Origin of the sequence: Aquimarina latercula DSM 2041 (genome assembly GCF_000430645.1) — a bacterium.
In the GTDB taxonomy this organism is placed as follows: Bacteria; Bacteroidota; Bacteroidia; order Flavobacteriales; family Flavobacteriaceae; genus Aquimarina; species Aquimarina latercula.
In genome coordinates, this window is record NZ_AUMK01000005.1 from 135,909 (window position 1) to 150,068 (window position 14,160).

Here is a 14,160-nt window from a genome sequence, read left to right on the forward strand (position 1 = left end):
TTACCCCACTAAAAACTACCTATTTTTAAGTGATTTTTAACAGTTTTTCTCCTGTAGAAGAATCACTTTTTATAGACAGAATAGGATTTTTACACATTTGATGATCTGTAGAAATGATTTTATTTAGGTATTTTAAGGTGAAATCCTTGGCATTACTTCTATCCAAATATTGAAAGTTGGCTACTATCCATTGTTCTAATTGCATTTTATTACAATTGAATACTAGTTTGTTTTCATACAACTGCCAAAAGATATCTGCTAGCTTATTCCCTTCAGAAAGAAAAACTACTTTTTTTGGTACATTTTGAGCGGTTTCCAGCAGTAATCCTACATACGAAAAGTCTTGTTCAGAAAAATAGAGTTCTATTATATTACAAAGAGAGGAAATAATAGAAGGCTTGAAAACAGGTGTCCCTTTTTTTCTATTTTCCTTAAATGGTGGTAAACCATGATCATCGTACAACCCTAAATGATTACCGTTATCAGAAACTAATGGTTCGCGTTCTTTTTCTTTTTCAAGATTTTCTAATGCTATTACATCCAGAATATCTCCTGTAAATTGTTGTAGTTCTTTTTCTAAAAAATCTTTTAGATAGATGTGAGTAGCATACACATAAACTACTTCTTGATCTACATCAATGGATGGTAAAACGTTAGATTGATAATAGTTTGCTTTGATTCGTAAATATTCAATTTCTCTAATGTATTTGGAATCTATCTGTTCAGCATAAATATCTATAACGCCATTCTCTAATAATTGTTCCGCTTTTTTTTCTAAATCTGTAATCTTTTTGATTTCTCCTTTTAGAATTTGATCACGTAATGGTGATTTTAATTTTTGAGAGATATTTTTTTCTTGTTTTATGCTTTCCAGAACCAAAGAAGCTAGATTTTCCAGTGTTTTAATCGTTTCTGACATATCTTTTAAAAGTCCATTAAGTTTTTGGCAAACTCTTTTTTAGCTTCATCCTCAAATCCAGCAAAATATCCTTTAGTTACATCCAAACCACTATGGTTTAAAGCTTCGCTAATAAACTCCATGCTTGCCCCTTTTCTTATTGCGTTAGTAGCAAAGCTATGTCGTGCCCAATAAAAAGAGATATCTTCTGGTAACTTATTTTTCTTTGCTATTTTTTTGATATGCTGATTAATAAAGCGGTTAAAGTTTTTGATATGCTTTGTAATATCTGTAGCTGACATACTATCTGCTACTATTGGAAATACATATCCTGACTGAGATTTATTTCCATATTTTTTAATAATTTCTTTGGCAAAATCATTCAAGTAGATATTGATCTTCGTTTTCCTTTTAGACTTCTGAAATGTTTTGGCTCTATAATAATGAAATGAATTACCATCAAAATCTGAATACTTGAGTAATGCAATATCTTTCATATTCATTCCATTGCAAGCATAACTAAAAAACCAAAAGTCTTTTGCTTTTTTTTGTTCTGGAGTTTTCGGTTTTGCATTAAAAAAAGCAGCCAATTGTTGTTGATTAAGAGCCTTTCTTACTTTTCCTGCCTCAGAAATCTGAAACTTCTTCTCCCCGAACGGATACATATCCCTATTAATATCTCCATCATCAATGGCGTGATTAAAAATCACTCGTAGATTCCGCAAATAAATAGCAATGGTTGTTACACTCTTTCCTTTCTCTAACATATACTCCTCGTATTCTTCTAACCAATTTGGGGTTATCATTCCAAAAGGAAACCTATCCCCTACCGAGTTATTTTTACTTAACAGAAAATCAGTTAATGACTTCAATGTATATTTATAGCCATCAGCCGTATTTATTTTTTTTCTTCTAATGTTACGCTTAATTTCTTTATCAAAATGATACAATACATTATCTCCATCGGTCGATTTTCTAAACATCTTTCTTTCAAAATCTTCAAAATTGAAAAAGCTAATTTTCTTAGCTTCATCATTAGCCCTGTTTTCAATACTACTTAACTCTATTCTCAGCTCTTCATTCGTACCTCTAACCTTGGTATTACGATCCCATATTTTTTCAAAGTCTTTTTCAGAAAGGTCTATACTAAGTGGATATAACTTTACCTTTTTTAAGGTAGTAGCATATACACGGAGTTTAACTGGATACAAACCACTCTTTTTGGATCGTCTGGTATCATGAAAGATTGAAATGCTATAACTCATATTGAATTCCTTTTGTGCAAACATAATTCATTTGCACAAAATTTGCACACAAAACTAACAATTAAACACATAAAACCCATAAACAACTATAACCTCAAAATACACAAATACCTGATTATCAAATATTTTATGAATAACTAAATAATAAACAACAATATATACTTATGATTACGGCTCAAGAGGTTGCAGGTTTGAATCCTGCCGAGGTCACTTTAAGCGGACAAACAAGTTAAAATTAACTTTTTGTCCGCTTTTTTTATTCTCCTAAATACCGTTTTATCATTTTAAAAGTAAAAGTTTATAAGGCTTCACCATTTCACCCCTCTTCAGGCATAGTTTTATCGGTAATTAAATAATCCTTTAAACTATTAATAAAGATGAAAAAAAACAGTAAACTGCAAAAACTAAAACTAAACAAAGAAGTCATTTCTAAGCTTGAGTTTAAACAAATCATCGGCGGAAACATGATCTATACATACTACGCAGGCGAATGCGGTCATACTCAAGACCACGGTTGCGCACTTCGTACTTTAACAAGAAAATAAAATTGACTTCATTTTTTTCAAGACAGTAATTTATAAAATTCGATTTTTCAATTTCAAACAATTCGTACATCGAAAAGTTTGAACTCTAGATGCCTGGGGAGCATCGATAAAAGGTCTGCATTTTTTTGCAGGCTTTTTTACCTTTAGAAAACTTGAGAAAGCAAAAAACTACATCCCAGAACATTACTATTACATACATAGCCTAATTCATCTTTTAAACTACAAGCTTACTTCAGTAAACACATTTCCTAGTAATATTTATTTTCAAGAACTATTGTATTTATTACATCAATAATTGTATATTAAATTTTATTAATTTCTTCTTTAATCTAGATGAGTCATTCTAAAAGAGACATTTCCGTAACTGGATCAACAGCATTTTCTAAGTTAATATTAAAGGAACCTTCGACATATGCTGCAGGTACCAAAGCAGTTACAGTAGCGCTCAAGCACGCTTTTAAAGAAATGGGAATAGTGAAATCTTTCACAGGACTCGCTCAAATGAATCAAAAAGAAGGTTTTGATTGTCCAGGTTGTGCCTGGCCGGATCCAGAAAAACCTTCTAAAGTAGGCGAATATTGTGAAAATGGCGCAAAAGCATTAGCCGAAGAAGCTACCAATAAAAAGGTTGATGCCAATTTTTTTTCAAAGTATTCTGTAGAAGAAATTTCGCAATGGACAGATTATCAAATCGGAAAGAGTGGACGAATTACAGAACCAATGGTTTTATACCCAGACAGCATCCATTATCAACCTATAAGTTGGGACAAAGCATTTAACTTAATTGCAGAACAACTACACGAATTAAATGACCCTAATGAAGCTGTGTTCTATACTTCTGGCAGATCCAGTAATGAAGCTGCTTTTTTATACGGACTTTTTATACGAGCTTTTGGTACTAATAATATGCCTGACTGCCAGTATTTCATTCTTTTTAAAAAAGAATGACTTTATTAAACAGCCTATAGAAATAGCTCAAAAGAAAAAGGCTACCAAATAATAAAATCCGGTAGCCTTCGTAAATTACAACGCCTTTAGAAATTTTATTTCTAAATAATTAATATATTTAGTTCTTAATAAGCTTCATAGTTTCTTCTACTCCATCTAAATTTACATTTAGGAAATACATTCCTTTAGCAAAACTAGATAAATTAATTTGTGCAACATTTTCAGAAGAACTAACCGTATTTCTAGAAACAATTAATTTCCCAGCTAAATCTGTAACCGTATATGATACGTTATTAGCATTTCTCCATTGGATATTAAACACATCACTAGAAGGGTTTGGAAAAAGACTTAACACGGGAGCATTCTCAAAATCATCAATACTAAGAAGGTTACCTTCAATACTAAGATCATCAATTATTACTCCTTCCCTGTTTACGGCTTGATCGGATACAAAATTAAATCTAAAGATAAAACTCTCTTCATTTGTAAAACTAGTCAGATCATAACTATACTCCTTCAATACACTATCAGTTCCCGTCCATTGAGCTCCAGGACAGTTATTACAATTTACATTATTCGGTAAAGTATTACTATTATACCAATTAGCATCACTTGCCGAACCGAGTATACTCCAGCTTCCTCCTCCATTAAGAGAATACTCTACATTAACAAAATCCCAATCTAGCTCAATATCAAATGCCATATTAAATTTTAGTATCGGAGATTCAATCAAACTTAAATCATAACAATTGGAAATCAAATAACTAACTGAACTATCTACATAATTACCTGCTAGATTTGTACCATACACATTTTGACCTGATGCCGCGTCATTAAGCAATGTTCCTGTCGGAATTCCTCGTTCCCATAATGCCCCTAAAATTAATAAATCATCATTGTTCGATTCGAACTCGTTAATACCTACTGTATCACTATCATTTTTACTAATGGATAACGAACCGGTATTATTTACTTGAAATACATCTCCTGATAACAAAACTTCAAAACTAAGCTTATGTTCACCTAAGCCTGTGATATCAGTTTCTGAAAACTCTACTTCCGTTGTGCTTCCAGAATTTAAATTCCCTGTCCAAGATTGACTTATTGGGTTTCCTTCATCTATTACAAATTGAATATTAAAAGAAGTTACTACATCCGTACCATTATTTTTTACAATAATCTTTGGAGAAACACTATCACATACAATTTGACTATTATTATCTACAGTAACAGATTCTAATTGCAGGTCACTTGCTACAGAAACAACTGGAATATTAGAACGCCATACTCCTCTTCCATATGTCGCAGCAGTAATATTTCCATCATTCTCATTAATTTCTAAGTCTCTTACAGCAACATTGGGAAGATTATTAAGAAATGCCTCCCAAGTATTAGCAGTATCGTCAAGCCTATAAACTCCTAAACTTGTTCCTAAATAAATTGGATTATTAGGATGAAAAGCTTGATGCTTTACTATCAATTTAGCATCACTAGGAAGATTAAAAGATATATTCTCAAAATCAACTCCACCATTTACCGACTTAAATACGCTATTTGAAGTTGTTAAATATACAATATCATTATTTGTGCTATTTACAGCGACACTTGTAATAAAACTACCAGTAAATGTTTCTATGTTAGTAAAATTAACACCGCGATCTTCACTTTTATAAAGTTCTCCTCCAACAAAAGTATAAATGATATCATTATCTAATGGATCAATCTCTATTCCATCCAAAGAAGACGAAAATGATTGAGAAATTTTATTAAAACTACCTCCCTCTAATCGATACAAGCTTCCATACCCTGCATACAATTCTCCTTCTTTACTCATTTTCAGCGGAGTGATCCAGTTTCCGTTCTCGGAAGCAGGAGCTCCAATAGAACCTCCCAATGTTGCTCCTGCGTCATTAGAAAAATATAAACCTCCTCCATTCTGAATAAACCCATAATACTTATTGGGGTTATTCGGATCAATAGCGGTATCCATACCGTCTGCTCCATAATAATTCTTCCAATTGTTATCACTATAAGCATATCCCCCATTATCCTGCAAACCACCAACCATATTACTTGATGTTTGTGGAGAAACCGCAATACGATAAAATTGACCAATAGCCAAACCTTCTGTTAGATCTTCTGTAGAAGTACCATTAGTGGATCTATATATTCCGCCATCAGTACCAAAAAACATAATACCGTTAATATCTCTGATCATATGTATATCAGCATGTGTATAAGTAGCCGTTCCAGGAGCACTCCAACTATTCCATTGAGAAAAGCTAGCTCCCTCATCAGTAGACTTATAGACATCTAACACGCCTATATACATATCATTTTTATTATTGTCCGAAACTTCAAAAGCCAGGTCATACCACGCTTGCGTTGATCCTCCAAATAAATCTTCTGTCCCATCATCAAGTCTAGTAAAATTATTAGCAGAATCTTGAGACCTATACACCCCTTGGAAAGCAAAATTAGTATCTGCGCTCAACACATATAAATTATCAGAAGCATCAGAGGTAACTGCTAATACTATTCTTCCTCCAGAAGAAGGCAGGCCACTCGAAGCTAAAGTAAAAGAATCACCATTATTGCTAGACTTATACACCTGGTTTCTTGTCGCTGCATAAATAATATTAGAATTTCCAGGTTTTAGTTTAGTATCATCCAAATCTTGATTAAGCGTTCGAGTAAAAGAAACACCTTTATCAGTAGATTTATAAAATCCTTTGTTAGAAGAAACAAATATCTTATCGTTATCAACTGGATCAATATATACTTCGTTAATTGACGATCTAGTATCAGAAAAAGAAAGTCCAGTTGAATTCCAGGTTTGTCCTCCATCGACTGACTTAAGAACACCTAAACTATATGTATCCCCAGCATCATCATCACCAGTTCCAATATAGATAACATTAGAATCACGAGGATCAATTGCTATTGCTGAAACCCCTATCTGCAATAAATTATCTGAAAGAGGAGTCCAAGTAGCTCCAGAATCAGTAGATCTCCATATACCTCCTGCTGGAGCTCCAATATAATAAGTTGTTGGTGTATTCGGGTCGACTGCAATAACATTTACACGTCCTTGACCAGATGACCAAGATCCAGTATTTGTATGAATATAAGGACCTAATGATTGCCAATTACTAACATCTACTCTACTGTTTTTTAATTCTTGTTTTTGATAAAAAACTTCTAACATTTCTTCTGGAGTAGGTAAAGTCCCATCGTTTTTAACAAGATGCTTCCAATAATTCTCCCATCGCTTAAATGGTTTATAACCAGAACCTTTTTTGGTTTGATCTTTATCTTTCCAATATTGATTAAATGCTTCAACAATTTCCTGAAACTTTAAAGGTTCATTTAATTCAGAAGAATTTTTCTTAGTATTAAGGTTTTTCATCCATGGCGCATCAGAATTAAACTGTGAGTATCCATAAGAGAAAAAAACGAGTGTGATTAAAAGAGTAATATATTTTTTCATTAGTTGAGTATAAGTTTATTTTAAATAAACAAGTAAAAAAATAAAAACCCTACTTCTTATTGGCAATAATTCCTTTAAAAATCACAAACTGAAAACACGCTCATACTCCATTAAATATAATGTCAAACTTAAAATATCATAATTTTCTCATTAATACATAAAATTAAAAGTCATAAAATGTGTTTCTTAAAAGATAGAGTACTATTTTTTAGAGAGTAAACTATATTCTGTTTTGATATATCAATAAAATAAATATCTTCGAAAAATATATGGAAAAGAAATCTGTTTGTGATGAAAAAAATTTTGAATCAATCTTTGATGATTGTTCTGAGTCACTGCGGAATATTATTTATTATAAATGTGGAGATATTGATTTAGCAGAAGACATAATACAAGATGCATTTATAAAGTTATGGAAGAACTGTAAAAAAGTAGTTTTTTTCAAAGCTAAATCTTATTTATACACAGTAGCAAATAACAACTTATTAAATCATATAGCTCATAAAAAGGTTGTGTTAAGATACGAACAAAGACCTCATTCAGATCTTAACAATCAAGATCCTCAGTTTATTATTGAAGAGAAAGAATTTATGATTAAACTTAATGATGCAATAAATAGTCTCCCCAAAAAACAAAGAGAAACATTTTTATTATCACGAATTGATAAAAAATCATATAAAGAAATTGCCGAAATTACAGGAGTTTCCGTTAAAGCTATAGAAAAGCGAATACATTATGCTTTATTAAGCTTAAGGCAAAAATTAGGAGATATTTTGTAATCATTTGTAGGGTAATATAGTATAAGCCTGTTAATAATTAAGGAAGCCTAAACGAAGTAGAAGAAAAATTAATGAAAAATCCATATTCAGACGAGACATTTTTAGCAAGGTGGTTAAATAACGATCTAAATGATAAGGAGAAAGCGGAATTTGAAAAATCAAAAGATTATCAAAAATACATCACTATTATTGATAAAATAGATAAATTACAATCTCCTAACTACAACAAGAAAGAAGTTTTTAACACTATTAAAAATGAATTACAAGAAAAACCAAAAGTAAGAACTTTTATTACTAGATGGACTTATGGTGCTGCTGCTGCCTTGTTAGCTCTTATTGGACTGTTTTTTTTCTTTGACAACACTACTACTCATGCTACGGATTACGGAGAACAAATCACCATTGAGCTTTTAGATGGATCTGAAGTAGTTTTAAATTCGAAATCGGAATTAAAATTCAAAAAATCAGATTGGGAAAACCAAAGAAAAGTTACTCTGGCAGGAGAAGCTTTTTTTAAAGTTAAAAAAGGATCTAATTTTGTTGTAGAAACTGAATCCGGAGAGGTTAGAGTATTAGGGACGCAATTTAATGTTAATGCACAAAAAGATTATTTTGAGGTAATATGTTCTGAAGGTAAGGTAAAAGCTATAGGGCATAATACTACTAAAGAAGTCATTCTTACCAAAGGAAAAGCCTTTAGAGTTTCGGATAACATAGTTGAAAATTGGGAAACTGAAATAACAGAGCCTAGCTGGATGTCTGGAGAAACTACGTTCATAAACACTCCCCTAAAACAAGTAATACAATCTTTAGAAAATCAGTTTAAAATTTCTTTTGACAAGAAAAGCATTAATCAAGATAAGCGTTTTACAGGTAGCTACAATCACAATGATATTGAGCTAGCTTTAAAAACAATCTTTGTTCCTATGGAAATTTCATATACTTTTAACAACGAAAACCACATAGTTCTCGTTAAGGAATAAATGAAATCTTTTTTTTTATCTTTTTTTGTACTTATATATATTAACTGTTTTTCTCAAACTACGGTCAACAAAAGATATGAAAATATATCACTACAAGAGTTTTTAAAAATCTTGGAAAAATCTAATGAAATTAAATTCTCCTTTAATCCTGAAATAGTAAAAAACGAATCAATCAATATTTCTGAAATAACATCTCTAGAAGAAGTTCTTAAAGAGATTGAATCTCAAACCTCTATTCTTTTTGAAAAAATCAATGACAGGTATTATGTAATAAGAAAAAAGAATCAAAAAGGAAAAATTTCAATTTGCGGGTATTTATTAGACAATTTAACAAAAGAACCGCTACCAGAAGCTTTTATTAATAATAAAAGCCAAGCCAAATCTACAACATCAAATCATAAAGGTTATTTTCAATTATTCTTATCAAGCCCTAATGACACTATTAACATTCAGTTTTTAGGCTACAAAAAAAGACAATTCATTGCCAAAGAATTAGAAAATAGTGATTGTATTAAAATACTACTATCCGAAGATGATTTCCAATTAGGCGAAGTAGTAATTACGGAGTATATGACTTCTGGAATATCAAGACAAGGAGCTAGTAGTGCAGTAAATATAGATCCCAGTAAACTAGGTATTTTACCCAGACTAGTAGAACCCGATGTATTACAAACACTTCAGTTTCTTCCTGGAATTCAAAGCCCTACCGAAACCGCTTCTGGATTACATATTAGAGGTGGAACCCCTGATCATAATTTAATCTTATGGGATGGAATAAAAATGTATAGTTCAGGTCATTTTTTTGATTTATTATCCATTTTCAATCCATACATAACCGAAAATATTAAACTTTATAGAAGCAGTACTGAAGCTAAATATGGAAATAGAATTTCTGGAGTTGTAGATATCGAATCTAAAAACAAACTACCTAAAGAGTTAGGCTTCGGTTTTGGTTTTAACATGACTAATATTGACGCTTATCTCGAAGCTCCTGTTGATGAAGGGTTTGGAGTTATCATATCGGCTAGAAGAGCATTTACTGATTTTATAGAAACACCAACTTTTCGCAGCTATTCTGATAGAGCTTTTCAAAGTATTAGATTTTTTGTAGACAATCAAAAATTAGATCAAGAAACTGTAGAAAATAAAAATGTATTTTATTTTACTGATCTTACTGTAAAAGGAATTTTTGATATTGACAAAAATGAAAAATTAATAATTAGTTCTATTTTCACTAATAATAACCTCAACTACACCCTTAATATTAAAAACATTCAAGGATTTAGTGAACCATTCGATGAAATCCAAAAAGACAATTTAGAATTTGTAAATCAAGGAGCTAATATAAAATGGGAAAAAAAATGGAACAATAGTTTCTCTCATTCAACTAATATTTATTTTTCTAATTATGATTTTAACTATAACGGATTAAGAGAATCTAGAGCAAGTAGTGATGGGTTTCTGTTCTTTGATAATAATATAATAGAAGAGAATACAATTAGAGACTCTGGCGCCTCTATTCATACTAATTGGACAATAAATACTAAACACAATTTTGCTTCTGGCTATGATTTTTCAACCAATGATGTAGCATATAATGCTGACTATTCTTTTGACAATTTTTCTTTTGATGAAAGTAATAGTAATATTACCCACGCCATATTTGGAGAATATAAATTTAATGCTAATGAGAAACTTAAAATAAGCGCGGGAGTTAGAGGTAATTATTTCTCTGTTCTTAATAAAACATACTGGGAACCTCGAATAAACTTAGAGGTGAACCTATCAAAAAATATCATAACAAAATTGGCTGCCGAAAGAAAGAATCAAGTAATTAGCCAAATATCTAATTATTTACCAAATGATTTTAACCTAGATAATCAAATATGGTTATTGGCGGATTCAGAGTTTGTATCCATGCTTAGTAGTGATCAAATATCTACTGGATTTACTATTAACAAAAACGACTGGTATATTGATATTGAAGGATATCATAAATCAACTAGCGGACTTACTTCATTTGCTAATGGTTTTAATGGGGTTCTAGACTTAGAAACAGGATCAAGTAAGGTTTTTGGAATAGACGTATTAATCAAAAAAAGAATAAAAAATTATAGAACTTGGGTTGGATATTCATATACAGATCAAGATTTCAGATTTGAAAATGTAAATGACAACCAATATTTTCGAGGTAATTTTGACATTAAACACTACTTATCTTGGATACACAGCTATCAATGGAATAATTTCGAATTTTCATTAGGATGGACTGCAAGAACAGGTCGACCTTATACTCCTGCTTTAGGTATTGTAGAAACTAATGAATTTATTCTTATTGACTATGGAGAAGTTAATAGTGATCGATTAGATACTTACCATCGTCTAGATTTTTCTGCTTCTTATAAATTTAATTTATCAAAAGATGATGCTTTGCAAAGCAAAATTGGTTTATCGTTATTTAATCTTTATGATAGAGAGAATACTTTAAATCGAACATATAGTGTTAGATTTGATAATAACACTTATTTACTGCAAGAAGTAAACACCTTTTCTGCCGGAATTACACCTAATATATCTTTTAGAATAGATTTTTAAAACAAAAAAACCATCCCAAACAACAAGTTTGGAATGGTCTATAAAAAGTTCAAAGCTTTATTTTATACTATAATTTATTATTAGTATAAATATTCTAAAGCTACGATGTCAAAGCTACTAAATTCTCCATCTTCACTACCATCAAAACAAGAGATCATTAAAGAACCTGAATCTAAACCGTTCTGACCCCACTGATTTGCAGTAGGTGTACCAGGAATATTAATTGCTCCGATACTACCAGCAGTTCCTTCGTTACTGTTATCACATCTTCTACGAGCATAATCAGTATGTCTAAAACCTAGAGCGTGACCTATTTCGTGTCCGATTACATGCTCATTAACATTATTTACGTTACTTCCACCGAAAGTTCCAGTTCCATTTAAGATTTGGATAAACTTTCCTGGTCTTCCTCCTTCTGGAAATTCTGCTTGACCACCAGCTCCGCTACCATTATTGTTATAAACAACCATATCAGCAGCTTCAAAATTAGTCCCAAAAGTTAATCTAAAGTTTAAAGTAGTACTAATTCTGTTATAGTTATTAACAGCCCATTGTAAACCTGTCTGCATATTACTCGTTAATGCATTACCAGATCCTGTATATCCTAAAATATCAATAGTTCTATTAGCAGAAGAAACTAGATTATTCGTTCTGTATTGCTTATTAACACCATCTTCTGAATCTTCTAAATCATAACTTCCTTTCTCAATCTCAGAAAGTTTCATCATAATATCTCCAGAAAGAACGTATTCCTCTTCTATTCCATTAAGAAGAGTAATCTTTTCAATAGTAGCATTACCAGGATTAACTCCTGTAGCCCATATTTTATCTTGTAAATCTTTACTTAATTCTAATGAAACTGGTTGTTCATCATTTGTGATTTCGTCTTTTTGGCAAGATGTAACCACACCCGCAGCCATAGCGCAAAGCGCTAAAAATTTTAATTTTTTCATTTAAATTGTTGAGTTTGTGTATTATTACAGAATAGATCCGTTTTAAAATCTATTCTGTAAGCAAAATATTTTTGTGAAAGCTTTGAACTTTTTTAAAAATTTTTGCAGCCTGCAAGTTATACATTTATTTCAATGAAACAACAAAAACCTTGAATAATTTATTGAAAATACGGGGAAACTGTAAAATAAATTTATTAAAAAACCTTAAAAAGGCATGAAAATACCAATTCCATAATTTAAGAAAACAAATCTATAACAATCTTATTTTCAATATCCTTCATAAAAAAACCATCTTGAAATTTTATCAAGATGGTCTTATAAAAAGATTCAAAGCCTTTATCTTATATATTTTATACTGTATACTTAGTTTTAGTATAAAGCGTTTAAAGCAGTAATATCTGTACTTGTGAATTCTCCGTCTTCTCCAGAACTAAAACAAGCTAACATTATAGAATCCGCTCTATCAGAACTTGGAGTACCGTTAATTAAGATTGCTCCAACTCCAGCAGTTCCTTCATTAGTATTTTGTCCACAACTCTGACGAGTTCTCCAATCTTGGTGACGGAATCCAACAGAGTGACCGATTTCGTGAGTCATTACGTGCTCTACTACATTTGTACTAAAAGAATCCGTACCAGCATTAATCTGAACTCTTTTAAATGCTTGTCCACCAGATGGGAATCCAGCAGATCCACCTCCACCACTACGGCCATTATTATAAACAACCATATCGGTGTTATTAAAGTTACTTTGGAAAACAAGAGATAAGTTAAGAGATGTATTTAATCTATTATAATTATTAACAGCCCATTGTAAAGCAGTTCTCATTTTGCTCGTTAACGCACAACAAGATCCTGTATATCCAACAACTCTAAAGCTACGATTGGAACCAGTAACCAAATTGTTAGTTCTGTATTGCTTATTAACTCCGTCTTCTGCATTACCTAATGCGTGCATACCAGAAGTTAATTCTGTTAATGGAATAAAAACATCAGAAGCTTTAACACCTTGTACAGCTGGGTCTCCTGGAAGACCTTCCATTGTAAAATACTCGGCATCCGCAATATTAAGTCCAGCATCAGCAAGTGCATCCAAATGGGCTTTTGTCAATGCTGCAGTTTCAGGTTGTGTTTCGTTGTTAATTTCGTCTTTTTGGCAAGATGTGATTACACCAGCCGCGATAGCGCAAAGCGCTAATACTTTGATTTTCTTCATTTTTAAAAAGTTGAGTTTGTGTAGTTACTATTAACAAAATAAATCTTCAACAAAATTTATTTTGCCTGCATTTAATTTAGTAAAGCTTTGAACCTTTTTAAATTTTAAGCGGGTTGAAGATATGATAATTTTTTTGAAATATCAGTTAAATATTTAAATAATCCTCTAATAATAAGGCAAATACATATATTTAATTCAATAAAGCAGTGTAATTAATAACAAATACACATCCTTAAATTACACAATAAAACCGATTAAATGCATATTTAAAATTAGCACTCAACTTAGCGATTAAGCAAAAAATTATGATAATGTAAGAGATGTTATAGAATTCATAAGTATTTTATTTTTCATAAAAAATGTAGTCTTTTTCTTTCATATTATAAATTTTTAACTAAAAAGTGTTAAAAAAAAATTAATATCGGCTTTAGCACTTGTTTTTCAAAAAAAATATGTGGTCTAATCTTATAAAACTTCATTCTTCTAAAG

The 14,160-nt window shown here is 31.1% G+C and carries 9 protein-coding genes; 4 read left to right on the forward strand and 5 right to left on the reverse strand.

Annotated elements, in window-relative coordinates; genetic code table 11:
• Positions 1-25: 25 nt before the first annotated feature.
• Both H526_RS30720 and H526_RS0107810 read right to left on the reverse strand, forming a co-directional pair.
• Positions 26-919 (reverse strand): hypothetical protein, encoded by an 894-nt coding sequence (locus H526_RS30720; RefSeq protein ID WP_027392488.1) that lies wholly within the window; start codon positions 917-919, stop codon positions 26-28.
• 5 nt (positions 920-924) lie between these two features.
• Positions 925-2,163 (reverse strand): tyrosine-type recombinase/integrase, encoded by a 1,239-nt coding sequence (locus H526_RS0107810; protein WP_162144481.1) that lies wholly within the window; start codon positions 2,161-2,163, stop codon positions 925-927.
• 878 nt (positions 2,164-3,041) lie between these two features.
• On the opposite strand from H526_RS0107810, the gene H526_RS0107815 reads away from it, so the two are divergent.
• Entirely contained in the window at positions 3,042-3,656 is a 615-nt protein-coding gene (locus H526_RS0107815; protein ID WP_027392490.1) for a molybdopterin-dependent oxidoreductase, read from the forward strand.
• Between the two features lie 118 nt (positions 3,657-3,774).
• Here the strand turns inward: H526_RS0107815 and H526_RS0107820 are convergent, their stop codons facing one another.
• Positions 3,775-7,146 carry a T9SS type A sorting domain-containing protein gene (locus H526_RS0107820; protein WP_027392491.1) on the reverse strand — a complete coding sequence of 1,124 codons (3,372 nt, stop codon included), beginning with the start codon at positions 7,144-7,146 and terminating at the stop codon, positions 3,775-3,777.
• Positions 7,147-7,415: 269 nt separating this feature from the next.
• On the opposite strand from H526_RS0107820, the gene H526_RS0107825 reads away from it, so the two are divergent.
• The 3 genes from H526_RS0107825 to H526_RS0107835 all read left to right on the forward strand — a co-directional run bounded on the left by H526_RS0107825 (position 7,416) and on the right by H526_RS0107835 (position 11,503).
• Complete coding sequence (locus H526_RS0107825) at positions 7,416-7,925, forward strand: RNA polymerase sigma factor (protein WP_027392492.1); 510 nt, start codon at positions 7,416-7,418, stop codon at positions 7,923-7,925.
• Between the two features lie 71 nt (positions 7,926-7,996).
• Complete coding sequence (locus tag H526_RS28625) at positions 7,997-8,908, forward strand: FecR family protein (protein ID WP_051336050.1); 912 nt, start codon at positions 7,997-7,999, stop codon at positions 8,906-8,908.
• A gap of 111 nt (positions 8,909-9,019) precedes the next feature.
• Entirely contained in the window at positions 9,020-11,503 is a 2,484-nt protein-coding gene (locus H526_RS0107835) for a TonB-dependent receptor (protein WP_162144482.1), read from the forward strand.
• An 80-nt stretch (positions 11,504-11,583) separates the two neighbouring features.
• On the opposite strand, the gene H526_RS0107840 is transcribed toward H526_RS0107835, so the two are convergent.
• Both H526_RS0107840 and H526_RS0107845 read right to left on the reverse strand, forming a co-directional pair.
• Positions 11,584-12,456 (reverse strand): M57 family metalloprotease, encoded by an 873-nt coding sequence (locus H526_RS0107840; RefSeq protein WP_027392494.1) that lies wholly within the window; start codon positions 12,454-12,456, stop codon positions 11,584-11,586.
• Positions 12,457-12,825: 369 nt separating this feature from the next.
• Complete coding sequence (locus tag H526_RS0107845; protein WP_027392495.1) at positions 12,826-13,671, reverse strand: M57 family metalloprotease; 846 nt, start codon at positions 13,669-13,671, stop codon at positions 12,826-12,828.
• Positions 13,672-14,160 lie beyond the last annotated feature (489 nt).

Bases quoted from the DNA above. Each gene is read 5' to 3' on its own strand.
- H526_RS0107845 (WP_027392495.1), bottom strand. From the start codon at position 13,671: ATGAAGAAAATCAAAGTATTAGCGCTTTGCGCTATCGCGGCTGGTGTA.
- H526_RS30720 (WP_027392488.1), bottom strand. From the start codon at position 919: ATGTCAGAAACGATTAAAACACTGGAAAATCTAGCTTCTTTGGTTCTG.
- H526_RS0107840 (WP_027392494.1), bottom strand. From the start codon at position 12,456: ATGAAAAAATTAAAATTTTTAGCGCTTTGCGCTATGGCTGCGGGTGTG.
- H526_RS0107820 (WP_027392491.1), bottom strand. From the start codon at position 7,146: ATGAAAAAATATATTACTCTTTTAATCACACTCGTTTTTTTCTCTTAT.
- H526_RS28625 (WP_051336050.1), top strand. From the start codon at position 7,997: ATGAAAAATCCATATTCAGACGAGACATTTTTAGCAAGGTGGTTAAAT.
- H526_RS0107815 (WP_027392490.1), top strand. From the start codon at position 3,042: ATGAGTCATTCTAAAAGAGACATTTCCGTAACTGGATCAACAGCATTT.
- H526_RS0107825 (WP_027392492.1), top strand. From the start codon at position 7,416: ATGGAAAAGAAATCTGTTTGTGATGAAAAAAATTTTGAATCAATCTTT.
- H526_RS0107810 (WP_162144481.1), bottom strand. From the start codon at position 2,163: ATGAGTTATAGCATTTCAATCTTTCATGATACCAGACGATCCAAAAAG.